Origin of the sequence: Paraclostridium sp. (assembly GCF_051656405.1) — a bacterium.
Classification (GTDB): domain Bacteria; phylum Bacillota; class Clostridia; order Peptostreptococcales; family Peptostreptococcaceae; genus Paraclostridium.
Genome location: NZ_JBOGBV010000001.1, coordinates 38,101 through 63,126, shown reverse-complemented (window position 1 = coordinate 63,126; position 25,026 = coordinate 38,101). Strand labels below are relative to the sequence as shown.

At 29.6% G+C, this 25,026-nt stretch carries 31 protein-coding genes; 8 read left to right on the top strand and 23 right to left on the bottom strand.

All coding sequences use genetic code 11. The features are described from left to right. The 11 genes from ACRDDE_RS00340 to ACRDDE_RS00290 form a co-directional block, all read right to left on the bottom strand. The coding region (locus tag ACRDDE_RS00340) for a PqqD family peptide modification chaperone (RefSeq protein ID WP_438624742.1) at positions 1-443 on the bottom strand (443 nt) is incomplete at its 3' end. Positions 444-586: 143 nt separating this feature from the next. Next, entirely contained in the window at positions 587-730 is a 144-nt protein-coding gene (gene scfA, locus ACRDDE_RS00335; protein ID WP_021122491.1) for a six-cysteine ranthipeptide SCIFF, read from the bottom strand. A gap of 67 nt (positions 731-797) precedes the next feature. Next, the gene (locus tag ACRDDE_RS00330; RefSeq protein ID WP_148551432.1) at positions 798-1,160 is read right to left on the bottom strand and encodes a TIGR04086 family membrane protein; all 363 of its coding nucleotides are present in this window, start codon (positions 1,158-1,160) and stop codon (positions 798-800) included. 70 nt (positions 1,161-1,230) lie between these two features. Beyond that, entirely contained in the window at positions 1,231-1,497 is a 267-nt protein-coding gene (gene yajC, locus ACRDDE_RS00325; RefSeq protein WP_438624741.1) for a preprotein translocase subunit YajC, read from the bottom strand. A 78-nt stretch (positions 1,498-1,575) separates the two neighbouring features. Beyond that, positions 1,576-2,697 (bottom strand): tRNA guanosine(34) transglycosylase Tgt, encoded by a 1,122-nt coding sequence (tgt, locus tag ACRDDE_RS00320; RefSeq protein ID WP_021428401.1) that lies wholly within the window; start codon positions 2,695-2,697, stop codon positions 1,576-1,578. Between the two features lie 19 nt (positions 2,698-2,716). Continuing rightward, on the bottom strand, positions 2,717-3,217 hold the full coding sequence (locus ACRDDE_RS00315) for a phosphate-starvation-inducible PsiE family protein (protein ID WP_021428403.1): 501 nt from the start codon (positions 3,215-3,217) through the stop codon (positions 2,717-2,719). Positions 3,218-3,236: 19 nt separating this feature from the next. Beyond that, complete coding sequence (gene queA / locus ACRDDE_RS00310) at positions 3,237-4,262, bottom strand: tRNA preQ1(34) S-adenosylmethionine ribosyltransferase-isomerase QueA (RefSeq protein WP_438624739.1); 1,026 nt, start codon at positions 4,260-4,262, stop codon at positions 3,237-3,239. Positions 4,263-4,367: 105 nt separating this feature from the next. After that, the gene (ruvB, locus tag ACRDDE_RS00305; protein ID WP_021428482.1) at positions 4,368-5,381 is read right to left on the bottom strand and encodes a Holliday junction branch migration DNA helicase RuvB; all 1,014 of its coding nucleotides are present in this window, start codon (positions 5,379-5,381) and stop codon (positions 4,368-4,370) included. A 17-nt stretch (positions 5,382-5,398) separates the two neighbouring features. Next, entirely contained in the window at positions 5,399-6,001 is a 603-nt protein-coding gene (ruvA, locus tag ACRDDE_RS00300; RefSeq protein ID WP_438624737.1) for a Holliday junction branch migration protein RuvA, read from the bottom strand. Continuing rightward, entirely contained in the window at positions 5,994-6,503 is a 510-nt protein-coding gene (gene ruvC / locus ACRDDE_RS00295; protein WP_438624735.1) for a crossover junction endodeoxyribonuclease RuvC, read from the bottom strand. Before ruvC ends, ruvA begins: the two co-directional genes overlap by 8 nt. A 134-nt stretch (positions 6,504-6,637) precedes the next feature. After that, entirely contained in the window at positions 6,638-7,237 is a 600-nt protein-coding gene (locus ACRDDE_RS00290) for a hypothetical protein (RefSeq protein WP_438624734.1), read from the bottom strand. A gap of 170 nt (positions 7,238-7,407) precedes the next feature. On the opposite strand from ACRDDE_RS00290, the gene ACRDDE_RS00285 reads away from it, so the two are divergent. Together ACRDDE_RS00285 and ACRDDE_RS00280 are read left to right on the top strand one after the other, a co-directional pair. Beyond that, positions 7,408-7,725 (top strand): hypothetical protein, encoded by a 318-nt coding sequence (locus ACRDDE_RS00285; protein ID WP_438624732.1) that lies wholly within the window; start codon positions 7,408-7,410, stop codon positions 7,723-7,725. A gap of 100 nt (positions 7,726-7,825) precedes the next feature. Then, on the top strand, positions 7,826-8,149 hold the full coding sequence (locus tag ACRDDE_RS00280) for a DUF1540 domain-containing protein (RefSeq protein WP_438624730.1): 324 nt from the start codon (positions 7,826-7,828) through the stop codon (positions 8,147-8,149). Positions 8,150-8,178: 29 nt separating this feature from the next. Here ACRDDE_RS00280 and ACRDDE_RS00275 read toward each other — a convergent pair whose 3' ends face one another. Both ACRDDE_RS00275 and nadE read right to left on the bottom strand, forming a co-directional pair. Beyond that, a complete protein-coding gene (locus ACRDDE_RS00275; protein ID WP_035116856.1) occupies positions 8,179-8,901 on the bottom strand; it encodes a YebC/PmpR family DNA-binding transcriptional regulator in 723 nt (240 codons plus the stop codon). A gap of 157 nt (positions 8,902-9,058) precedes the next feature. Continuing rightward, the gene (gene nadE / locus ACRDDE_RS00270) at positions 9,059-9,814 is read right to left on the bottom strand and encodes an NAD(+) synthase (RefSeq protein ID WP_438624729.1); all 756 of its coding nucleotides are present in this window, start codon (positions 9,812-9,814) and stop codon (positions 9,059-9,061) included. 108 nt (positions 9,815-9,922) lie between these two features. Between nadE and ACRDDE_RS00265 the strand changes: the two genes are divergently transcribed. Together ACRDDE_RS00265 and ACRDDE_RS00260 are read left to right on the top strand one after the other, a co-directional pair. Beyond that, entirely contained in the window at positions 9,923-10,291 is a 369-nt protein-coding gene (locus ACRDDE_RS00265) for a sulfite exporter TauE/SafE family protein (RefSeq protein WP_021428490.1), read from the top strand. Further along, positions 10,291-10,668, top strand: a complete 378-nt coding sequence (locus ACRDDE_RS00260; protein ID WP_021428429.1) for a sulfite exporter TauE/SafE family protein — start codon at positions 10,291-10,293, stop codon at positions 10,666-10,668. Before ACRDDE_RS00265 ends, ACRDDE_RS00260 begins: the two co-directional genes overlap by 1 nt. A 189-nt stretch (positions 10,669-10,857) precedes the next feature. Here the strand turns inward: ACRDDE_RS00260 and ACRDDE_RS00255 are convergent, their stop codons facing one another. From ACRDDE_RS00255 to hflX, 4 genes are all read right to left on the bottom strand, one after another. Then, on the bottom strand, positions 10,858-11,496 hold the full coding sequence (locus tag ACRDDE_RS00255; RefSeq protein ID WP_438624727.1) for a YigZ family protein: 639 nt from the start codon (positions 11,494-11,496) through the stop codon (positions 10,858-10,860). Positions 11,497-11,595: 99 nt separating this feature from the next. Beyond that, a complete protein-coding gene (locus tag ACRDDE_RS00250; RefSeq protein WP_046822539.1) occupies positions 11,596-12,024 on the bottom strand; it encodes an NUDIX domain-containing protein in 429 nt (142 codons plus the stop codon). A gap of 112 nt (positions 12,025-12,136) precedes the next feature. After that, positions 12,137-12,802, bottom strand: coding sequence for a HEAT repeat domain-containing protein (locus ACRDDE_RS00245; protein WP_438624726.1), 666 nt, complete (start codon positions 12,800-12,802; stop codon positions 12,137-12,139). Positions 12,803-12,810: 8 nt separating this feature from the next. Continuing rightward, a complete protein-coding gene (hflX, locus tag ACRDDE_RS00240; protein WP_438624724.1) occupies positions 12,811-14,094 on the bottom strand; it encodes a GTPase HflX in 1,284 nt (427 codons plus the stop codon). Positions 14,095-14,191: 97 nt separating this feature from the next. Here hflX and ACRDDE_RS00235 point away from each other — a divergent pair, with 97 nt between their 5' ends. Continuing rightward, positions 14,192-14,458 carry a cysteine-rich small domain-containing protein gene (locus tag ACRDDE_RS00235; protein ID WP_438624722.1) on the top strand — a complete coding sequence of 89 codons (267 nt, stop codon included), beginning with the start codon at positions 14,192-14,194 and terminating at the stop codon, positions 14,456-14,458. 78 nt (positions 14,459-14,536) lie between these two features. On the opposite strand, the gene ACRDDE_RS00230 is transcribed toward ACRDDE_RS00235, so the two are convergent. The 4 genes from ACRDDE_RS00230 to ACRDDE_RS00215 all read right to left on the bottom strand — a co-directional run bounded on the left by ACRDDE_RS00230 (position 14,537) and on the right by ACRDDE_RS00215 (position 18,499). Beyond that, positions 14,537-15,181, bottom strand: coding sequence for a TIGR01906 family membrane protein (locus ACRDDE_RS00230; RefSeq protein WP_438624720.1), 645 nt, complete (start codon positions 15,179-15,181; stop codon positions 14,537-14,539). Positions 15,182-15,195: 14 nt separating this feature from the next. Beyond that, positions 15,196-16,746: an ABC-F family ATP-binding cassette domain-containing protein gene (locus tag ACRDDE_RS00225; protein WP_438624718.1), complete on the bottom strand. Its 1,551-nt coding sequence runs from the start codon at positions 16,744-16,746 to the stop codon at positions 15,196-15,198. A 133-nt stretch (positions 16,747-16,879) separates the two neighbouring features. Then, positions 16,880-17,590: a zinc dependent phospholipase C family protein gene (locus ACRDDE_RS00220; RefSeq protein ID WP_438624716.1), complete on the bottom strand. Its 711-nt coding sequence runs from the start codon at positions 17,588-17,590 to the stop codon at positions 16,880-16,882. A gap of 96 nt (positions 17,591-17,686) precedes the next feature. After that, positions 17,687-18,499 carry an N-acetylmuramoyl-L-alanine amidase gene (locus ACRDDE_RS00215; protein WP_438624715.1) on the bottom strand — a complete coding sequence of 271 codons (813 nt, stop codon included), beginning with the start codon at positions 18,497-18,499 and terminating at the stop codon, positions 17,687-17,689. 155 nt (positions 18,500-18,654) lie between these two features. Between ACRDDE_RS00215 and ACRDDE_RS00210 the strand changes: the two genes are divergently transcribed. After that, entirely contained in the window at positions 18,655-18,990 is a 336-nt protein-coding gene (locus ACRDDE_RS00210) for a hypothetical protein (protein WP_438624714.1), read from the top strand. A 164-nt stretch (positions 18,991-19,154) separates the two neighbouring features. Beyond that, complete coding sequence (locus ACRDDE_RS00205; protein WP_438624713.1) at positions 19,155-20,108, top strand: SpoIVB peptidase S55 domain-containing protein; 954 nt, start codon at positions 19,155-19,157, stop codon at positions 20,106-20,108. 10 nt (positions 20,109-20,118) lie between these two features. Here the strand turns inward: ACRDDE_RS00205 and yunB are convergent, their stop codons facing one another. Further along, entirely contained in the window at positions 20,119-20,817 is a 699-nt protein-coding gene (yunB, locus tag ACRDDE_RS00200; RefSeq protein WP_438624711.1) for a sporulation protein YunB, read from the bottom strand. A gap of 41 nt (positions 20,818-20,858) precedes the next feature. Then, entirely contained in the window at positions 20,859-22,079 is a 1,221-nt protein-coding gene (tyrS, locus tag ACRDDE_RS00195; protein ID WP_438624709.1) for a tyrosine--tRNA ligase, read from the bottom strand. 192 nt (positions 22,080-22,271) lie between these two features. Here tyrS and ACRDDE_RS00190 point away from each other — a divergent pair, with 192 nt between their 5' ends. Beyond that, on the top strand, positions 22,272-24,998 hold the full coding sequence (locus ACRDDE_RS00190; RefSeq protein WP_438624707.1) for a transglycosylase domain-containing protein: 2,727 nt from the start codon (positions 22,272-22,274) through the stop codon (positions 24,996-24,998). The last annotated feature ends 28 nt before the right edge of the window (positions 24,999-25,026 follow it).

Below are 25,026 nucleotides of genomic sequence, written 5' to 3'. Positions count from 1 at the left end.
TCTAAGTTTCTTCTATTTCCAGAATTAGCTATTAAGTAATCTATTGCTTTTTTACCTACTTCATAACTCATTAATTCTTTAGCTCCACCAAAATCTCCTTGCGCAGCAAAACAGTACTTACATTTTAAGTTACAATCATGAGCCACATGTAAGCATAAAGCTTTTACTACTTTTTTTCTATCTATAAAATTAGGGTGATGGTTGTATGTGTCTTCTGTATACAGCAAACCTTCTTCTTCTAATGTTTTTATTTCGTTATAAGCTTCTTTTATTTGATCTTCTGTGTAAGTCTCACTTAATAAACTTATTATCTCATCTAGAGATTTTTCTTTATAGTGATCTAATAGGTTATATGCAACTTCATCAACAACATGAACAGCTCCACCGTTTACATCTAAAACTATATTATACCCGTGCATTGAAAATTTATGTATCATATCCATTGTGGTCCCTCCTAGTTTGTTTATATCTATATATTATCATATAAATGTAATTATGTACTATTTATCTTTTCTATCAAATCGATTCAATTTCACTCAAAAAAAGCAGCTAAATTAGCTGCTTTTTCTTTTTTAAAATATATTTACTATCTTTCGCACTCTTGATTTGCAACTGTACAAGAAGTTTTACAAGCAGATTGACAAGATGTTTGACATTCTCCGCATCCACCTTTTGCCGCACTTTCTTTTAAAGTAGCTTTAGATAAAGTTTTTATATGCTTCTTTTCCATTGAAACTACCTCCTATCCTTATATAAACCTTCATTGATTATATCATAAATTTTACATAAGTGGAAATTTATTTAAAGTTTACCCCTAAAACTCCTCCTATTCCACCTGCAAGTGATGTCAATAATACTTTATATATAGATGTAATCTCAAACACAAAAGAATCCTTTGCTAAAAATACAACTACCATTAAACACACTATGTAAAGTAGTCCAACTAATATACCATATAAAAGACCTTTTTCTTTTATTTTTTTAGATGCATAAAATCCTCCAAATGCAGCAGAAGCTGTAGTTATAATAGAAGCTGCCATAGCTATGCTGTCTCCCGACATATTAGTAAAAGTAAGTAGTCCATTGTAAGTTAATAAACAAATTAATGTTATTATGTACGCATATCCTAGTCCTTTAAATATGCTATTTGATTTTTCCATAAAAAAACCTCCCCTCTCATATAAAATATATTCAAGGAAAGGCTTTGTAATTACTAATATCGTTTTATTTTTATTTTGATTCTGTAGAAGCTATAGCCCATTTTTCAAATGGTACCTTTGTTCTACTAGGCCCTATTTCTAATATAACAACATCTTCTTCAACTTTAGCTACAGTAGCTACTATACCACCTATTGTAACAACTTTAACGCCTACATCTAAGCTTTCTCTCATTTCTTTAAGTTGCTTGTCTTTTTTCTTTTGTGGTCTTATTAAGAAGAAATAAAAAATTGCAAAAAATACAACCCACATAAGTATTCCTACTACTGCTTGAGGCATTTATCCCACTCCTTTTATAATATATTCTTAAAACTCTTCAATTTAGTTTTATATAATAATTATTATAACTTAAAATAATTATAATTCATAGCCATATTTTTGGAAAAATTCTTTTCTAAAATCTAATAGTCTATCTTCCATTATAGCTTGTCTTACTTGCTTCATTAAATCTAGTAAGAAATGTAAGTTATGAGTAGTTATAAGTCTAGCCGCTAATATTTCATTAGCTTTAACTAAGTGTCTTATATATGCTCTTGTATAGTTTCTACAGCAATAACAATCACAATTTGGATCTAATGGTCCAAAATCTCTTGCATATTTTGCATTTCTAACAACTACTTTACCTTCACTTGTCATAGCTGTACCATTTCTAGCTATACGAGTAGGTAATACACAGTCAAACATATCTATTCCTCTTATAACACCTTCTATTAAATCATCAGGACTTCCTACTCCCATTAAATATCTTGGTTTGTCTTCAGGCATTAAAGGTACTGTATAATCTAACACTTCATACATAAGATCTTTTGGTTCCCCAACACTTAATCCTCCAACAGCATATCCTGGTAAGTCTAAAGCTAGAACTTCTCTTGCTGATTGTTCTCTTAAATCTTTGTACATTCCTCCTTGGATTATTCCAAATAGAGCTTGATTTTCTGTATTTTTATGAGCTTCTTTACATCTTTCTAACCATCTAGTAGTTCTTTCTAAAGAATTTTTTACATACTCTCTATCAGCTGGATATGGAGCACACTCATCAAATGCCATCATTATATCTGAACCTAATGCATTTTGTATTTCCATAGCTTTTTCTGGGCTTATAAAGTGCTTTGACCCATCTATATGAGATCTAAAGTTAACACCTTCTTCAGTTATTTTTCTAAGTGGCCCTAAGCTAAATACTTGGAATCCTCCACTATCTGTAAGTATAGGCTTATCCCAGTTCATAAATTTATGAAGCCCTCCAGCTTCTTTAACTAAATCATGACCTGGTCTCATATATAAATGATATGTATTACTTAAAATAATTTGAGAACCTATTTCTTTTAATTCTTCTGGTGTCATAGATTTTACAGTTGCTTGAGTACCAACTGGCATAAATATTGGTGTTTCTATTACTCCGTGAGGAGTGTGTAATCTTCCTAATCTTGCTCCACTTTGCTTACAAGTTTTTATAAGTTCATATCTTACTGCACTCATTATAACTCTCCTTATTTATCTATTGTTTATTTTCATTTTTTAAAGCTTTTTCTAAATTTCGCTTATGACAATCACAATCTTCATCTTCACATTCTTCATAATGAATACTGGTTACATTCATTGTACTATTATCATCAGTTAGCAAATACTTTCTTATTGCAAATAATCCAGCTATAGCCATAATTCCAAGTAATAATTCTAACATACCCTCACTCTTAGGCAATAATAGTAACTTTCTAGCTATTGCATACAATAGTACTTCAATTAGTGCCCCTGGAATATGTAATGAAAGCATTACTACTAACTCTACACCTATGACTAACAGTAATATTTGTCCTAACAAATCATTAAACTGAGCATATTGTACCGGAGTTCTGTATTCAACAATATACGAATGCCATATCATTCTTAATACATCTATTGTTCCTAAAAATACTGCAAGCAGCACAACCATGGCTAGCAGTGATTCAAATATATATGCAATTTTAAGTGCTAAACTTTTTTCAGCTAGCTTTTTCATATTAGCCCCCCTTGATAATTTATTTAATTATCATTGCATCTCCAAAACTAAAGAATCTATATTTTTCTTTAACTGCTGTATTATATGCATTTAAAACAGCATCTTTTGAAACTAATGCACTTACTAACATTATTAAAGTAGATTCTGGTAAGTGGAAATTCGTTATTAGTCTATCTACTACCTTAAACTTATACCCTGGATATATAAATATATTCGTCCATCCACTAGACTCTATAATTTCTCCATTTTCGTTACTTGCTGATTCTACAGTTCTACAACTAGTAGTACCAACACATATAACTTTATTTCCATTCTTTTTCGCTCTATTTATTTTCTCAGCAGCTTCTTTATCAACCATATAATACTCAGAGTGCATTTCATGTGCTAATACATCATCAACTTTTACAGGTCTAAAAGTTCCAAGCCCTACATGTAATGTTACAAAAGCTATATCGATTCCTTTTGCTTTTATACTTTCTAGTAATTCATTGGTGAAATGAAGCCCTGCTGTAGGCGCAGCTGCAGATCCATTATGTTTTGAATATACAGTTTGATATCTTTCTCTTTCTTCTAATCTTTCTGTTATATATGGAGGTAGCGGCATATTTCCTAATTCATCTAGTACTTCTTCAAATATTCCTTCATAGTAAAATTTAACTAATCTAGAACCTTCTTCTGCAAGCCCTACAACCTCTCCTATAAGCTTTCCATTTCCGAAAGAAAATTTCGTTCCTATTTTAGCCCTTTTTCCCGGTTTTACTAAAGCTTGCCATACATCTTTTTCTGTTCTTTTTAATAAAAGAAATTCTATTTTCCCTCCAGTATCAACTTTTTCTCCTATAAGTCTAGCTGGTATAACTCTAGTATTATTAAGAACTAAACAGTCTCCTGGATTCAGATAATCTATAACATTTTTAAATATTTTGTGCTCAACATCTCCCGTTTTTCTATCTAAAACCATAAGTCTAGAGTTGGATCTATCCTCTAACGGTGTTTGAGCTATTAATTCTTCTGGTAGGTCAAAGTAAAAATCACTAGTTTTCAATTTAAACGTCCTTTCTATTTTTTAGTACAAATTACATCATAACAAAAAAAGTAATTTTTTTCTATCATTAATCCTATTATTAAATGCTATATAAATTAATTTTTCCTATTTTTCTTTTGGGTAAGGAATATTTAAATGTTCATATGCAAGAGGCATGGCAATCCTTCCTCTAGGCCCTCTATTTATAAATCCTAATTGAAGTAAATATGGTTCATACACATCCTCAATAGTATTTCTATCCTCTCCAATAGATGCTGCCAATGTATCTAATCCTACTGGCCCACCCTTAAACTTTTCAATTATTGTAACTAGTAACTTTTCATCAACATAGTCAAGTCCTAAGCTATCTACTCCTAATAATTCTAAAGCATCATTTGCAACTTCATCAGTTATATTTCCATCTGCTCTAACTTGTGCATAGTCTCTAACTCTTTTTAGTAATCTATTTGCAATTCTTGGGGTTCCTCTAGATCTTCTTGCAATCTCTGTTGCCCCTCCTATTTGAATTTCAGCGCCTAAAATAGCAGATGATCTTATTACGATTTGAGCAAGTTCTTCAACTGTATAGTAATCTAGTTTACATATAACCCCGAATCTATCTCTTAACGGATTTGTTAGCATACCTGCTTTTGTAGTTGCTCCAATTAATGTAAATTTAGGTAAATCAAGTCGTATGCTTCTCGCAGATGGTCCTTTACCTATAATTATATCTAAACAGTAATCTTCCATTGCAGAGTATAAAACTTCTTCAACTGTTCTACTTATTCTATGAACCTCATCTATAAATAAAACATCATTTTCATTTAAATTTGTAAGTATAGCTGCTAAGTCCCCAGCTCTTTCTATAGCAGGCCCTGATGTTATTCTAAGATTAACCCCCATCTCACTAGCTATTATAGATGCAAGTGTTGTTTTTCCAAGACCTGGTGGTCCATATAGTAAAACATGGTCTAATTGTTCATTCCTAGCTTTTGCTGCCTCTATAAATATTTTTAATAATTCTTTTGCCTTATTTTGCCCTAAATAATCATCTAGACTCTTTGGCCTTAAATTATTTTCTATGTCTACATCTTCATTTTGCATAGATGATGTTATAATTCTATTTTCATCTTCAAACATATTTCAATTTTCCCCCTCTATCTAAGAGATTTACTCATAATATAACTTAATGATTTTTTGATTATATCCTCTGTGTTCATTCCATCTTTTTTACACTTATCAACTGCTTCTTTAGATTCTTGAGATGAATATCCTAATGCAATAAGTGCATCAACTGCTTCATCTTGTGATATAGCTATTGGCATTTGACTAAGAAGTGTAGGTTCAAACTCTATGTTATTTTTATCAATTTTATCTTTTAGTTCTAATATAATTCTTTCAGCAGTTTTTTTCCCAACCCCTGGTGCTTTTGACATTTTTGCTACATCTTCACTGACTATATATGCACCTATTTGCTTAGGTGTAGCAAAAGATAAAATTCCCAAAGCTACCTTAGGTCCTATTTTAGAAACTGAATTTAATAATTCAAACATTTTTAACTCTTCTTTTGTTGAAAATCCACATAGACTCATATCATCTTCTCTCACTATTAGCTTAGTATGAATTTTACATTCTTTCCCTAATTTTACATCTGATAAAGTGTTTGCTGATACATTTACTTTATATCCAATGTTATTCGCCTCTATTACTAAACTATCTAAGTTTATTTCTTCAATTTTACCTTTTATATAACTATACATATTGCCCCCCTATGTTCTTTATTGTTTTTTCTAATTTATTTGAATGACAATGACATATTGCAACTGCTAATGCATCGGCTACATCATCTGGTTTTGGTATCGCCTTTAAATTTAAAAATGACTTAACCATTTGTTGAACTTGAGCTTTCTGAGCTCTACCATATCCAACTACTCCTTGTTTAACTTGAAGAGGTGTATATTCATATACAGGTATGTTGTTATGTGCACATGCAAGCATTGTAACTCCTCTCGCTTGTGCTACCGTTATAGCTGTTTTTACATTTTTGTTAAAGAATAACTCTTCAATTCCAACTTCGTCAATATTATAGTTTTTTATAAGCATGTCTATTCCTTTATATACAAGCTCTAATCTCCTTAATATATCCATGTGTGCTGGAGTAGTAACTGCTCCATAATCAATAACTCTGAACTTATTATTTTTATATTCTATAATTCCATAACCAACAATAGCAATTCCTGGATCTATACCTAAAATAATCATATTTTGAAATAACTCCTTTTTACGAAACTTACGTTCTATATTAATATATAATAACATATTTATCTATAAACTATAAAGAGATGAAAAGTTTCCCTTTCATCTCTTTATAGTCTTGGTTATGAGTTTATATTTTTTCAACTTCCAAAGTCTTCTAATTTTGAATAAATTTCGTCTTGTGATTTTGCAAATATTCCAGATTTAACTTCTTCTTGAACTTTTTTAGGTAAAGACTCTGTTTCAATTTCTGTATTTTCTATAAATTCTCTATCGCCTTTTTCATTGTACTTGTAAACATTTAATAAACCTTTGTTGTCAACTATAGCAAATTGATTAGCCTTACTAGCATCATTAAATGTTTCTCTTTCTTGTAAAGTAATTTCATATGTATCTAGTTTTTTTATGCTTCTATTAGGATATTTAGTTGATAAGTACTTAGTTATATCTTCTTTTGATTTTCCAACTAAATCTTTCGGTATCGTACCGATCATTGTTGGAGCTTCTTTACTAGGTGTGCCATCTTCAAGTGTCTTTTCTACCCAAATTTCACAGTCTTCACTTAAATTAAAAATTTCTTTAGCTGTTGTTTCTTCTTTCTTTTGCTCTGAATTGGTCTTTTTAGAAATATTTTCATTTGTTGATTTAAATCCTACATAAATCCCTCCAGCGAGAACTACTATGCCTAAAATTATAACAATTGGTATTCGCCAAGGAAATTCTTTTTTCTTTTCGAACATTAAAAACAACCTCCTTATATCGGATATTTTTTCCAATTGTTTATTTTTTATACATTTTTTACATTTATTATAGTATTTTATTTTAAATATTTTTCTATCCTTAGTCCCATTTATTGATAAATTTTCATATTATACTTTATAAATATGATTTTTTGATGGAGGTGAAAATATTGAGTATCGATAATGAATTACTATCAAGAGTTGAATTTATTGAGTTTAAACAACAAGTTTTACTCTTAAAACATCCGTCTCATAAAGCTACTATATTTGCTGAGCTAACTTTATACGAATTTTTATCTATTAAAGATTATGTTAAAAATTTTGAATATTATTTAGAAAATGGATATAATTTTGATTTCAAAAGCTTTGAATCAGGCTTATACGATTTAGTACCTAAACTAAAAACTTATCCAGAAAGTTCAATTTTAATCGCAAAAATAATAATGAATATATCAAACTTCAATAAATTATTTAATTCAAATAATTAGTGATATGACTTTGAAAGTTCATATTGCCTTTTTTTATAAAGTATATCTATAAATCCTTTTGGAAATAATTTTAATAAATACTATTTTAGGAGGATTTATTATGGATAAAATTAAATGTAGCGTTAACAACTGTTCTCATAATGGTAAAGGTTTATGTTATGCGGATAGAGTTAATATTCAAGGAAGTTCAGCCCAAACAAAAGAACATACAGCATGTGCATCATTTTTAGAAAATGCAGTTTACAGTGAACTTACTAACAACACTAATGATAAGGGAGCTTGCTCTTGCCTTTTCTGTAAAGTAAATACTTGTTCACATAACTCTAACAACCTGTGTACTTTAGAATCTATCGATGTCTGTCCTGATACTGGTAGACCTAACCTTTACTCTGAAACAAGTTGTTCAAGTTTTAAATGTAAATAAAAAAAAGGAGATATAAATATCTCCTTTTTTTATTCTTCTATTTCCCAGTTATGAGCTATAGATTGAACATCATCATCATCTTCTAGCATGTCTACTAATCTATTCATGAACTTTAATTGTTCTTCTTCTGTTAATTTAGTAGTTGTTTGTGGTAATAATTTAACTTCTGCTGATATAAAGTTATATCCTTTACCTTCTAATTCGTCTCTAACAGCTTGGAAATCTTCTGGAGAAGTTACTACTTCAAATCCATCTTCTTCAACTATTAGATCTTCAGCTCCAGCTTCTAATGCTATATCCATTAACTCTTCTTCAGATACATCATCAGTTGCTTCTATTAATATTTGACCTTTTCTATCAAACATAAATGAAACGCATCCACTAGTTCCTAAATTTCCACCATTTTTATCGAAATAGTATCTAACATTTCCTGCTGTTCTGTTTTTGTTGTCAGTTAAAGTTTCTACTATTACTGCAACTCCTCCTGGTCCGTACCCTTCATAAACTATAGTTTCAAAGTTCTCGTTGGCTCCACCACCAGCACCTTTAGCTATAGCTCTATCTATATTATCATTAGGCATATTGTCTGCTTTAGCTTTATCTATTGCTGCTTTTAGTGTTGCATTGTATTCTGGATTTCCTCCACCTTCTTTAGCTGCAACTGCTATAGCTCTTGCATGTTTTGTAAATATTTTTGCTCTCTTAGCGTCTTGTTTACCTTTTTTGTTGATTATGTTTCCTATACGTCCCATAATTCCACTCCTTGCTATGTAAATTAAAATAAAGTTGCGTTATGCTTATATTTTATATAAGGATATTTAATACGTAATATAACTTTAATATATAAATATTTTGTAAGTTATACTATATATACACCGTAATTTTAGCATAAAACATTAATTTAGTAAATTAGAACTTAGGCGGTGCTGCTGCCGTATGTCTTTTATGTTCACTAATTCTATGAAGTCTTGCTATTATAGCTTGGTCTTTTTGAGGAACTTTTTCTACTTCTCCTTTTACAACAGCATCTATCATGTCATAAGTTGTCCCCATTTCATTTTCATCAGTTTGACCTTCCCAAAGTCCAGCCGATGGTGCTTTATTTATAATATCATCATGAACACCTAAAGCTTTTGCCCATTCATATACTTCTCTTTTTGTTAAGTTTGCTAGAGGAACTAAATCAACCCCTCCATCTCCATACTTAGTAAAATACCCTGTGTGAATTTCTGCTGCATTATCAGTTCCTACAACTAAATAACCTAAATTATTTGCAACTGTATATACTGTACTCATTCTTATTCTAGCTCTTAAGTTAGCATCGCTCATTCTATCATTATTTTCTTTATAAAGTCCTTTGTTTTTTAAGCCATCCGTAACTTTATTGTATATTCCGACTTGTTCATTCGTTAAATCTAAATCTAAATACTCTAATTCACACCCATCTATTACTTTAAGTGCATCTAATCTATCTTGTGGATTACTCTTTATACTCATAATTACACCCATTGAATCATTTGGAAAAGCTTTTTTTATAAGGTAAGCAACTACTGCCGAGTCTATACCTCCAGACACACCTACTATTAAACCATTAGTATTTGATTCTTTTACTTTTTCTCTTAACCAATCTATTATTTTATCTATTTTTGAATTTATATCTGTCATTACACTTCCTCCTTACATTTTATGGATAACCCAATTATATCAGATATTTTTATTTTAATTAAATATAATTTATGCTTTATGTTAAAAATAATTCAAGAAGGTGATATTATGGAAAAAAAATTTTTGAATTTCAATATTAAAAATTCATTTATAGGTTTAATCACAGGCTTTATAAACGGTGTTTTTGGATCTGGTGGTGGAACACTTTTAGTTCCTATTTTAAATAACATTTTAAAAGTAGAAGAACATAAGTCTCATGCTACAGCACTTGCAATAATATTATTTTTAACAACTACAAGTTCATTTATATATGTTTCTCAAGGTACGTATGATTTAAATACAACACTTAAAGTTGCTGTAGGAAGTATTGTTGGAGGCATTGTTGGCGCTAAAATACTTTGTAAGTTGACTGGAAGATTTTTAAGAATATCTTTTGGATCTATAATGATTATAGCTGCATTAAGGATGGTGTTTTAATGTTTCTTGTTTTACTTGGATTTTTTTCTGGAATAATAGGTGGTATGGGTATGGGTGGTGGTACAATATTAATTCCAGCATTAATATTATTTGCAAATATTGACCCTAAAATAGCACAAAGTATAAATTTACTTTCATCCATACCTATGACTATATTCGCTTTGTTAATACATATAAAAAATAAAAAGGTTATTTTAAAATTAGTAATACCAATAGCCTCATTTGGTATTTTGGGGGCTATATTTGGATCTTTTTTAGCAACATACCTATCATCAGAAGTTTTAAAAAAAGTGTTTGGAGTTTTTTTACTTGTAATAGGAGTTTTAGAAGTTAAAAAAGGGATTTTCAATCCAAATAAAAATAAATGTGAAAAATAAAAATCGCTTTGCTCATGTTGCCAACGACTTCGTCCGTTGCTCAAAAAACTTTTTTACGCTCAAAATGTAGAATGTTTATATAACCAATTTTTATAGTTTATCAATAGTTTTTAAATAATTATAATTACTTAAACGTAAAAAATATGCCCAAAGTTTAATTTTTCTAAAATTAACTTTGGGCATTCTTTTTTATAATATCACTTGACCATCTTTTTCTGATAAATAGAACTCTTCTCCTAGCGTTATCTGTGCTGTAGCACTTGTTATATCATTAATTCTTTCTATAATAGCTTCTTTTTCGTTTACCCTTGAATATACTATTATCTCTACATTATCTTCGTAAATAGTATCTTTTATAAAGTACCCCGTATTCATTATTTCATTTTGAACTTTGCCAAGTTGATTATAATCTATTTTTATTTTAACTTCTTGATACATTATTTTTTCTATTATTTTTCCTGCTTCAAGACCTATTTTAGCTCCTTTTGTATATGCCCTAACAAGTCCTCCTGCACCTAACTTTATTCCTCCAAAATATCTAGTTACAACGACTACAACATCTCTCAAATCTTCTTTCTTTATAACTTCTAATGTAGGTATACCTGCTGTTCCCTGTGGCTCACCATCATCGCTATATCTTTGTATATTCATGCTTTTTCCTACAGTATATGCCCAAACATTATGTCTTGCATCTTTATGCTTTTTCTTTATTTCATTTATAAATTCAACAGCTTCTTCTTCTGTTTTTATAGGCTTAGCGTATCCAATAAATGTAGACTTTTCTATTGTAATTTCATCCGTCCCAAATTCATGCAGTGTTTTATACATCTAGTTCCTCCTTAGCTTGTTTATATACTAATTATAGTATACATAAATAGAACAAGGCAAATGCCTTGTTCTATAATTTAAGTACGAATAATTAAACCTTTAATTATTCGTACTATTCTTTTTTAAATCTTTAAATTTTCTGTAAGAAATTTCTACAAGAGATTTTTCTTTGTTGTGAGCTAACATATCTAAAGCATCTTTAACCTTGAAAAAACCAGCTTCTGTAATATCTTCATCATTAATGTTGTACTCAGTGTTGTCGCTCTCCATTATGTACCACATTATAGCGTTACATACTTTTTGATGTCTAGTTTTTGAGTAAAATTCATACATAGTATCTCCTGCCATATCTAGAACTTTAGCCTCAACCTCAACTTCGTCTTTAACCTTTTGTGGAGCTACTTCACTAGCGATATCATTCTCGCTTATTTTTCCTTTAGGAATAGTCCATTCACCTTTGTCGTTTTTTACTATTAATACTTTGTTTGCATAAAATACTATACCACCTGCACAACGTCTTAGTATCATAATTAGACTCCCCCTACTAAACCATATTTTCACACCCATATGTGGAGTTACACTACTTTAGTAATTTCTTTTGTTACTCCATTATATGTTAAATTTATATTGTTTATGTTATCTATTGAGGAGTTTTTTCTAATCGATTTATAGTCTCTTCATACGCTCTAATAACATAATTTTTTTCAAAATTATTTTTATCTTTAAGCTTTTGTAATATAACTAAACTATCTTTATTTCCGACATTTGCAAGTGCCTTAGCGCAGTATTGTCTAGTTTGAGCATTTGAATCATAAAGCCCTTTATGGAAAATTTCTCTACTATCTACAGATGATATTTTTCTAAGAGCTGAGTATGTTATTCTTCTTACATCAGAATGTCTATGATTTGTAAGCTGATGTAGAATTTTTAAAAATCTATCATCATTCAATTCCCCAGTTGCCCATATTAAAATCATAAGATCTTCTGCATTTTTCTCTGTCATAATTCTTTTGTATATTTTTCTTTTAAAATCCAATAATTTTTCGTCATTTAAAGAATTCATCAAATCTATTCTTTCATCTTTGTCTAACTCTAAAAACTTATCTAGAATATCTTTAGATGATTCTATTTTACTTTTCATTAAAGATTTTATTTCTATTTTTGCCTTTATTAATTGTTCATTTATTTCTTGAACTTCAATATTTCTTATCTTACTTATTTGAGATACTGTCTTAGACTCTTTGTATAGGAGATACGTTATAAAATAATCTTCTAAATTTTCTATATTATCCCAAGATATATTCATTTAACTACCTACTCATTTATTATATAGCTTTTATACATATTGTAATCTTCTTCATCTAAGTCGACAGTTAACTCTATTCCATTTTCTACATACTCAAATTTTTCAATATTGTATTTGTTTTTCAATTTATTAAATATATCACCTTTATCATATGGAAGTAGTAACTTTACTTTATACGTATTTTCCATTAGCGCATTTTGTATCATATCTATTAATTTATCCATATTAATACCTTGTTTAGCAGATATATATACTGTATTTTCTTGATTTTTAGGATAAATATCAAGGTCTAGTCTATCAATTTTGTTGTAAGCCATTATTGTTGGCTTATCATTCGCATCTAGTTCTTTTAAAACATTTTTAGTCGTATTTTCTTGGATTTCAAAACTATCATTAGTCGCATCTACTACATGCACTATTAAGTCTGCATAATGTACTTCTTCTAATGTAGCTTTAAACGCCTCAACTAAATCATGTGGCAATTTACTGACAAATCCTACTGTATCTACAACTAAAAACTCTCTTTTATTAGGAAGTAATGCTTTTCTTAGAGTTACATCTAAAGTTGCAAATAGCATATCTTTTGATAAAACTTCTTTTTCAACACTATAATCTTTATGTGTTTTTATAAGCTCATTCAATAGTGTAGATTTTCCTGCATTTGTATATCCTACTAATGCAACAATAGGTATATTAGACTTTAATCTTTGTGCCCTTTGAGTATCTCTGTTTTTCTTAACATCTCTAAGTTCTTGTCTTATATCTGCCATTTTATTTAAGATATGTCTTTTATCAACTTCTAACTTTTGTTCTCCCGGCCCTCTTGTTCCAATACCTGCACCAGTTCTACTCATTTCTCCACCCATACCATACAGTCTAGGCATTCTGTATTTTAACTGAGCCAACTCAACTTGTAATTTACCTTCTTTGCTTAAAGCTCTTTGTGCAAATATATCCAATATTAGAGTTGTTCTGTCTATTACTTTTCTCTGAACTAATTCTTCTATATTTCTTATTTGAGCTCCAGATAATTCATCATTGAATACAACAACTGTAGCATCTAGAGATTCACAGTAAGCTCTTATCTCTTCTACTTTTCCTTTTCCTATATAAAAAGCAGCCTCTCTAGCTGGTCTATTTTGAATTATACTCCCTACAACTTCTGCTCCAGCAGCTTTTGCAAGTTCTTTTAATTCTTCCATAGATTCATTAATATCTATATCATCAACTTTCTTTACATTAGTAGTTATATTTAATCCTACTAACAATGCTTTTTCTACTATTTTATCCATTGGAACACCTCATTTAATGTACTTTTTTTTATTATACCACTATTGTAATTTTTTAGTATAATTATATTAAAACTCTAAATAATTAGGAGGTACAAGTATGTCTGAGAATTATAAATTTTTTAGAAATGATAAATGTGAATACTTTCCTTGTCATAAAGTAAGTAATCCCGATAATTTCAATTGTCTATTTTGCTATTGTCCTTTATACGCTTTAAAAGATGAATGTGGTGGTAACTTTAAATACACAGATGATGGAATAAAGGATTGTTCTTCTTGTCTAGTTCCTCACAACAAGAAAAGTCATGATTACATAATGAGCAAAATAGGAGATATCCTAAACTTAGGTAAAAAACAACCTGAGTAAATATATTTTTAAAGGAGTGGTAACTACCACTCCTTTAAACACTCAATAAGTATTTTTTATATACTTACTATAAGATTCTTAGCGACATGAGCGACGCAAATTTTTTATTGTTTTTTTATAAATAAATAACATCATTATACTTATAGAAAATATAAGCCCTAATATTAAAATTCCTTCATGAAGAAAAAATTCTGCAGGCAACATATTTATTACTGGATCTATTGTCGGGTCAAATATCCAGTAATCATTATTGAAAAATAATTTATGAAACATCTCAAAGCTTTTTTCAAAATTCATAATAATTGGGATAGATATTAAAATAGGCAATGTTATCAATGTCCATGAGCTATATTTTAATACATCTAAGTTTTTGCATTTAAAACATATATATGCACCTATCACGACTAATATTAAAGTTATTTTATTTATTATAGCTAAGCTTTGAAATATATTTCGAACTTCTTCAAAGTGAATTTTACCTTGTGTTGATGACTCTAATGTCGGCAGTTTAAAATTCATTTTTCCATTACTAGTATTATAGTCAATTAAGTAATCATAATTTAACTTTATCTCTTCTTCATTCATATCACTTAATATAGGTATATTTAAATAGTTTATGTCAAAATAATATATTTGTTTAAATTTAACAGTAAAGCTAACAACCGAAGTTATTATAAATAAACTTAATCCTAATGATATTAAAAAACTTAAAATTCTATTCATATTATTACCCTATATTATACTATTTTAGTTGTGAAATCCTCTATATTCCATACATCATCCACTATATCTTCATAGAATTCAGGCTCATGTGATACTAAAAGTACAGTTCCTTTAAATTCTCTTATAGCTTTTTTTAGTTCATCTTTAGCTTCTACATCTAAATGGTTTGTAGGCTCATCTAAAACTAAGAAGTTTATTTGCTTTAACATTAATTTACATAATCTTACTTTAGCAGCCTCTCCTCCACTTAAAACTCTCATTTGGCTTGTTATATGATCGTTTGTAAGTCCACACTTAGATAATGATTGTCTTACTTCAAAATTAGTAAGCCCTGGGTATTCTGCCCATATTTCATCCATTGGAGTGTTACTATTTTCTCTTGAACTTTCTTGCTCAAAATATCCAACTTCTAGATAATCACCTAACTCAACTTTTCCATCGAAAGGCTTTATTATTCCTAAAAGAGTTTTTAAAAGAGTAGACTTTCCTATACCATTCATACCTCTTAAAGCAATCTTTTGGTTTCTCTCTAATGTAAAGTTAAGAGGTTTTGTTAGTGCTTCATCATATCCTAATACTAAATCTTCAGTTGTGAATACAAATCTACTAGAAGCTCTTGATTCCGTAAATTTGAATGTAGGCTTTATCTTCTCCTTTGGTCTTTCTAAAATTTCCATTTTATCAAGTTGTTTTTGTCTACTGTTTGCCATACCGCGAGTTGCAACTCTAGCCTTATTTCTAGCAACAAAGTCTTCTAATCTCTTTCTTTCTTCTATTTGCTTGTCATAAGCTTGTTCTTCTTGTCTTTTCTTTATATCTCTAAGTCTTTCAAATTCATCATAATTTCCTTTATATCTATTAAGTTCTCCGTTTTCCATATGGTAAATTACATTACATGTATCATTTATGAACGGTACATCATGTGATACTAATATAAAACTATTTTCATATTCTTGTAGATATCTTGTTAACCAAGCTATATGTTCTACGTCTAAATAGTTAGTAGGCTCGTCTAATATAAGTATTACAGGGTTTTCTAAAAGTAGCTTTGTCAGTAAAACCTTAGTTCTTTGACCTCCACTTAAATCCGTTACATCTTTATCTAGACCTATTTCTCCAAGACCTAATCCATTAGCAATTTCTTGTATTTTTGCATCAATCATATAAAAACCACTATTTTCTAAAATAGTTTGAATTTCTGCAGTACCTTCCATTAACTTTGTCATTTCATCTTCGTCAGCGTCACCCATTTTATCATACATAGATATCATTTCTTGTTCTAAGTCAAACATAGGTTTAAAAGCATCTCTTAAAACTTCTCTTATTGATTTTCCTTTTGTTAATACTGTATGTTGGTCTAAGTACCCTACAGTTACCCTCGACGACCATTTTATATTTCCAGCATCTGGCATAAGTTTTTTTGTTATTATATTTAAAAATGTAGATTTTCCTTCTCCATTTGCTCCGATAAGAGCAATATGTTCGCCCTTTCTAAGTCTAAACGACACATTTTCAAGTATAGTTCTTCCACCAAATCCATGGCTAACATTTTCAACAACTAGCATCTAAACACCTCTTCTAATTTTATTATCTATAACATAATATCTTCTTTTTTTAATCTAATCAAGTAATACAAATATTTTCATGTATTTTACCATATATTTAGCAATGAATAAAGCCCTCTTGTTAGAGAGGGCTTTATTCATTGCTAAATATATCATCAAAAAACATTGTTAAAAATCCAGCAGTTGTTTTTTGTGCTAATGGTAAGCATTTAGTTGATAACATATAAAACTTATTTTTTAAATCATTTACATTTTCATACATTTTATCATAATTCATAGCTTGAGTTGCATTATAATTAATATATTCTTCTACACTATTTTTTTGAATCATTCCATCTTTTGCTCTTAATCTTGGTATAGACATATAATTATTTTTTATATACACCTCAAATTGCCTATGGTTATCTAAAAGCTTTCCTTTAGCGTGTTGAGGTATAGTTAAATCTTGAAGTACATGGCATGCTGCTCCAAAGTAAAATAAACTAAGTTCAAACTTATCTAATGCAAAAAACTTTAAAGCTTTATTATAATACTTATTTATTAAAGTAAATGCATTCTCTTCATATCCAAACTTTCCTCTTTTTACATATGGATTATAAAAGTGATGATAACTTTTAAAGTCCTGATCTGCCCATATTAATCCTTTATTTATTTGAGGCAAATACGCTTTAAAAAACTTATATTGCGTAATATATCCTTCATTTTTTAATATTTCTAATGAATTTGCTTGTATAAAAATATGGACTTCACAATCTGTAGTTATTATACTTTTTTTTACTGGATTTACTACTTTAAAAGTTCCTGTCAGAGCCTTTCCGTAAACATTTTCTATTCTTTTTCTCATAATAATCACCTGATAGTTGAATTTACAACCTAAATTTTATTTCGATATTAACAATATATTACTTTTTTTAATATTTGTTAACCTTTATATTTATTTTTAATTCTTATTTTCTGTATCTTTTAAGTATGTTTCTAATCCATCTGCTACACTTTGCATCATTTTTCTTTGATATTCAGGGTTAGACATCATTAAGTCTTCATTATAATTGCTCATAAACCCCATTTCTACTAGTACTACAGGAACTTTAGACCAATTAAATCCAGTTAAATCATTTCTTTCAAATATTCCATTTACCTGTATGTTTTCTTTCTCTAATGCATTTTTTATATCTAATGCACACTTATTGCTATCTTCAAAAATTTTAGATGTATATTGTCCATCTTTTTGAGGAATCAAAATAGATGCACCAGTTTTTCCTGAATTATCTAAACTATCTGCGTGAACTCTTATAACCATGTCTGCATTTTTATCATTAGCTAATATAGCTCTTTCTGCATTACTTATATTTACATCATGACGCTCTCTTGTCATTACAACATTATAACCTTTATTTTCTAAAATATGCTTTAAAACTATTGATGCCTCAAGGTTTAGCTTATATTCAGGTTTTTTAGTTGCTATTCCTGTTGCTCCAGATGAAACTCTCGCTTTTTTAGAACTTGATCCCGGTGCTACTGGCTCTAAATTAGGATCTCCTTTTTCTTGATGTCCTGGATCTATACATATTGTATATTCACTATTATTTTTAACTTTTTTATCTTTATCTTCTTTTTTATTTTCTTTTTCAGTTATATTGTTTTTACTTATAAAATTAGTAGATTTATATAAATTTTTTGCTGGGTTTGATGTTCCTATAAATATAACGCCTATAGCTATTATAGCAACTATAAAAAGTCTATAATTTTTCATGTCTATCTCCTCTCTCTAGTAAAGTATATATATAATTTAAACAATAGGCTTTGTTTTTATGTAAGTTAATGATAATTACAATTAATTTATTTTATAGTTGTTTGTATTTAAATAGTCTCATATATATTTTATATACACGTATTTTGGAGGTTAATATGTCTAAAGTAAATAGAAGCAACAATGATAAGTCTAGACTTTGTCACTTTGGGTATGTAGATTATATAGTTTTAGCATCTAGTTTAGCTATAGCTGTTGCTGAAGAGGTAAATGCAACTGATTTAAATATACTCGCCAGTTTTTTTGCTACTTTTTCAGATGAGCTTGCTTTAATAGCTTCAGTTAAACAAGGTTGTTCTCCAGATTCAGACTCTGATTCCTCTCCTGATAATGATGAAACTACCTTTGTTCCTCCAATACCTGCTACAAGTGGTTCCAGATCTAAACCTAAGATAAAAAAAAGAAAAAAAGTAAAAAAATATAAAAAAGTTTAAATCACCTAAAATACTTAATTTTAGGTGATTATTTTTATATTTTGAAAACAATGGTTTTATTGTGTCTGTTTTCTACGGATTAAAATTTTTATCCTGCACAATCTAATATTAAAAGAAGCACCATTAACCATCATCAAAGACTCTATCAGAAAGAAGGTGTTTTAATGAATATTAGAAAGTGTTTTTTAACAACATTTTTAATATATTTTCTGTCAATAGGATTTATTTATTCAGAACCTACAACAAAAAATGATTCTACTTATTTAATACCTATTGGTAACATAATGCAAATAGATGCTGAGTTACAATATCTTATGGTTAGAAATAATTTCACTGATTCTTCATTTAAAATAGGTGATTCATTAATATCAATAAATAATAATGAGATAAATAATTATTCAGATTTTTCTAGTTTGCTAAATACATTACCAGAAAATGAAAATATTAAAGTTCAAGTATTAAGAAATAACGAAAAATTAGATATTGATACCGATAAAGAAATTTTAGAAAAAATAAATTTCAATAATATAGTATCTGGATTTGCTACTCTAACATATGTAAATCCACAGAATAATAATTTTGGAGCAGTTGCTCATCCTATAAGTGTTGGATTTAATAAAAATTTACCTATTAAAAATGGATATATATCTTCAACATCTAATTTAACAATCGATAAATCAGCTAAAGGAAATGTAGGATGTATTAACGGAGAAAAAAATGAATTTATAGGAGATTTTAAAGATAACTCTAACTTTGGAATAAAAGGAACTGTCCATAAATTAGATTTATCCAAATTTAAACAATATAAAGTTGCTCAATTAGGAGAAGTTAAACCTGGAAAAGCTTCAATTCTTTTACAAACTTCAAATGGCGAGCCTACAGAATATGAAATTAATATATTAAATATAAAGAAACAAAGAAGTCCTGAATCAAAAACTTTTAAAATAGAAATTGTAGACAAAGAACTGTTACAATTAACTGGAGGTATAGTTCAAGGTATGAGTGGTACTCCAATAGTACAAGATGATAAAATTATAGGTGCAGTATCACATGCAATTGAAAATAACCCCGCTACTGGATATGGAGTCTATATAGGTTGGATGTTAGAGGGAGAGTAATCTCCCTCTTTTAATTTGATTTATTTATATTTTTATTAGGCATAACATTAACTATATCTTTTTCTGGAACATTTACATAGCTTTGTGGGACCTCTCCTACAATTACAGTTTCACATATAGGAATTTGAGTCTTAACTTCTTTAGTAGATGTTGTAAGTGGTACTACTACTTTTACTTGTGTTTTTGCTTTTAAGTATATTCTATGCCTTGTTTGATTTATTCCTGAAGACTCAAAATCAGTTCCAAAGTCTACGTATACATTTCCTATAGGTTCTATAGAAACTTTTATTTTAGGCCCATACTTTGCTAAAAGCGGACTTCCAAGCGCAGTTCCTATAGGTATATATGTTGACGTTGTTTTAATTTTTTTCATTTCTGACTGTATTTCTAGTGCAACTTGTGAAGCTATTTCATTCATTGCTATAGAATTAGCTTGCATCATTGTTATTTTTCCATTTTCTCCAGTCTTTACATTTATTAAATCTTCATACTTAACACTATTGTCTATAACACTTGCAACAGCTTTATTTATAGATTTATTAGCTAGTTCTTCTGCTTTTGTTTCTGCTATAACCGTAATAGTTGGTCTCAATTTATTATCTATGTATATAAACGTTCCTATTAATGTAGATACTAAAAATATTATTATAAACATTATTATATTCTTTTTAATTTTTTGTTTTCTTTTTTGAATTAATATTTTTTTCATAAAAAGCCCCCCTTACTATATTATGTAAGGAGGGCTTATAATTACTTGTTAATTATTAATTTTGCAAATTTTCTTTTTCCTACTTGTATTATATCTCCAGTTTGTAAAGCTATTTTGTCATTTTCAACTTTTTCACCATTAAGCTTTATTCCACCTTGCTTTAATAATCTTCTAGCTTCACTTGTAGATGGAGAAAGTTTTAAGCCTGTAATTAGCTTCGGTATAAAGAATAAGCCTTCTTCAGACTCTTCTATCGAAACTTCCATTTCAGCTATATCATCTGGAATATTCTTTTTTTGGAATACAGATTTAAAATATTGCTCTGCTTCTAATGCTTTTTCTTCTCCATGATATAGTTTTACAACTTCTTTAGCTAATTTCATTTTTAAGTCTCTTGGATTCACATTATCTTGTTCTATATCAGACTTCATAGCTTCTATTGAATCAGGATGTTCATCTGTAACTAACTCAAAATATCTTATTATTAATTCATCCGGTATAGACATAGTTTTTCCATACATATCATTAGGTGCTTCGCTTATACCAATGTAATTGCCTAGTGATTTACTCATCTTTTTAACTCCATCAGTACCTTCTATTATAGGCATTAATACAGCAATCTGAGGCTCTTGATCGTACTCTTTTTGAAGAGTTCTTCCCATTAATATGTTAAACTTTTGGTCCGTTCCTCCCATTTCTATATCAGCTTTTATTGCTACTGAATCATATCCTTGCATTAATGGATAGAAAAATTCATGTATTGATATAGATTGATTAGATGCGAATCTTTTCTTGAAATCATCTCTTTCTAACATTCTCGCAACAGTATACTTAGATGCTAAATTAGCAACATCCATGAAATTCATAGTTTGTAACCACTCACTATTGAATTTTACTATTGTTTTTTCTCTGTCTAATATTTTAAATATTTGTTCTTGATATGTTCTTGCATTTTCTAAAACTTGTTCATGAGATAGTTGCTTTCTAACCGCTGACTTTCCAGTTGGATCTCCTATCATACCTGTTGCATCACCTATTATTATAACTACTTGATGTCCTAAATCTTGGAATGCTTTCATTTTTCTTAAAACAACAGTATGTCCTAAGTGAATATCTGGCGCAGAAGGATCTAATCCTAATTTTATTGTTAATGGCTTATTTTCTTTTGCCGATTTTTCTAACTTTTTAACAATATCTTCTTCAGAGATTATTTCAGCTGCCCCTTTTTTAATTATCTTCAATTGCTCATTTATTTCAATCATATGTACACCTCACACATATTTTTTTTATACTTAGTTAAAAATAATTAATATTGTATCATAGTTAAATGTTAAATTCAAATAGTCAACTAACACCACGACTGATTAATTACATAATATTCATTTTTATCTATAAAATACAAAATTATTCGCATATATGATATAATATATTCTTATAGTAAGGAGGTTAATTTCATGGGAAATGATAACAATGACAAAAACAAAATACGTAGAAAAAAAGTTAGCTCCTCTAGTACTAAACCTACTGCCTCGCCGAGGAAATCAACTAAAAACAGTAGTCAAAAAACTAAAAGTATTTCTAAATCTTCAAAAAAGGATAAGTTTAAAATATTTAGAACTGTAGGTGTTACACTTTTAGTTATGTTGGTATTAGGAGTTGCAGTTTCAACTGCACTAGTATTTGTAGCCTTAAAAGACGTAGAGCCTGTGACAAAAGCTGCTCTTGATAAAAAAGTTAACACAGTTACAGAACTTTTATATAGTGATGGGTCTTTAATGGGAAATCCTCCGACAGATAATAAAAAGGTTCCTATATCTATAAAAGATATGCCAGCTCATCTTCAGCATGCACTTGTATCTATAGAAGATGAAAGATTTTATGATCATAATGGTGTAGATTTTAAAGGGCTTGCTAAAGCCACTCTTATAAATATATTTACATCTTCTTCTCCTGGAGGAAGTACTCTAGATATGCAGGTTTCTAAAAACTTACTTACTTCTAGTGAAGTGTCTGTTGTCCGTAAAATTAAAGATATTTACTATGCTTTAGAAATGGATAAAACTCTTAACAAGAATGAGGTTTTAGAACTTTATTTAAATAGTGCATACTTTGGAAGAGGTGCTATAGGTGTTGAAGCTGCTGCAAATGCATACTTTAATAAACATGCTAAAGATCTTTCAGTTGCTGAATCTGCTATGATTGTCGGTATAACTCAAAATCCTAATAAATATGCAGCTTATAACACTGCAAAACTAACAGGCAATGAAACTAAAGATGAATTAAAAGGAAAATTAAAATTCTATGCAAAGAGTGATGGTTTTGATGAACCTACTAAAGTAGAATTAGACATGGTTAATAAACTTTATGATTGGGGTCTTCTACCTGATGATGACACTTTTAGAGAATTAAAAAATGGTACTATGGTTTGTAGAAAAGTTGAACTAAACCCTAATGCCAAGAAAAGACAAGAAACAGTTTTAATGAAAATGTTAGAACTTGGTTACTTAACTCAAGAAGAACATGATAAAGCTGTTGCAGAAAAAATAAATATACAATTACCTAAACCATCTAAAAAACCAGCTTCTTCAGTTGAAGACCTTATAGAAACCGACGTTATAAATAGTCTTATAACTCAAGGATACACTGAAGCCGAAGCTAATACGCTATATTTTAGTGGTGGTTTAAAAATACGTACTACTATAGATAAAAATATGCAAAGCGATTTAGAAACTGAATTTAATAATAGAAATAACTTCCCAGGCACTGACTTATTTGGTCCGGATAAAATTCCTCAACCTCAAGCTGCCATGGTAGTTTTAGATTATAGAACAGGTAAAATAAAAGCCTTAATTGGTGGTAGAGAAATTAAAGCTAGAAAAGTTTTAAATAGAGCTACTGAACCACATCAACCTGGTTCTACTATAAAACCTTTATCAGTTTATACTCCAGCTATTGATAATGGAATGAACCAAGCTGACACATTTAGTGATGCACGTGGTGGATATAAGTTTAAAGAAAATAACAAATGGAATCCTAAAACTACGACATCTGGTTCTGGTGATATGACAATGCGTAAAGCTTTAGCTTATTCATCAAACACAATAGCAATAAAAGTAGCTGAACAACTTGGTTCAACTTACAATGAAAGTGTTGATGTTATGCTTGACTACCTAAAGAACTTCGGATTATCTGATTTAAAAGATGGTCCTGGTGGAGCTGATAGAACATTCCCTGCTCTTACTCTAGGTGGTATGACAAAAGGAGCTTCTCCACTTGATATGGCTGCGGCTTATGGAACTTTAGCTAACGGCGGAACTTATGTTGAACCTATAACATTTACAACAGTTGAATCTTCAGATGGTCAAGTGTTAATACAAAACACTCCAGAAGAACATAAAGTTGTAGACCCTGAAGTTGCATATGTTCTTACAGATATGCTTAAAGCTGTTATTACAGAAGGTATAGGTGGAACTGCTAAATTTGGTGATATGCCTGTAGCTGGTAAAACTGGTACAACTAATGATAACAAAGATGCTTGGTTTGTTGGTTATACCCCTTATTATGTAGGTGCTACTTATATAGGTGATGACTATAGAATTGATCCAACTACAAAAGAAACTATACCTCGTAGAGGTGTAGTTCATGGAAGTTCAACTTCAGCTAAGTTATGGTCTAAGGTAATGGATAAAGTACATGATGGACTTGATCCAATTGATTTTAAAAAGGCAAGTAATATAGAATTTTATAATATAAACTTACTGAATGGTAGTATAGTTCCTAAAGGAGCTTATAACGCTGGTATGGCTGCTTTCATAAAAGGACACATACCTACTACTCATTCTTCTTATACACCGCCACCAGAGACTACAACGCCTCCTGCAGAGGAAGAGAATAAACCTGAAACGGAAACTCCTTCTCCAGAAAATCCAACTCCAGAAAACCCTAATCCTGGAGATAATGAAAATAATGGCAACAATACTGGTGGTAACGAAAATAATAATAATCCAGGTACTGGCACTAACCCAGGAACTGGCGGTGGAAATACAGGTGGAGGTACTGGCACTAATCCAGGTACAGGTGGTGGCACTGAAGTAACTCCTACTCCACCTCAAGGTAACAATCAAACTTCACCTACTCAAACCACTCAAAAACCTAATACAGCAGCAAAACCAGCTGCATAAAAAAAGAACTATATGAGCTAAATCTCAT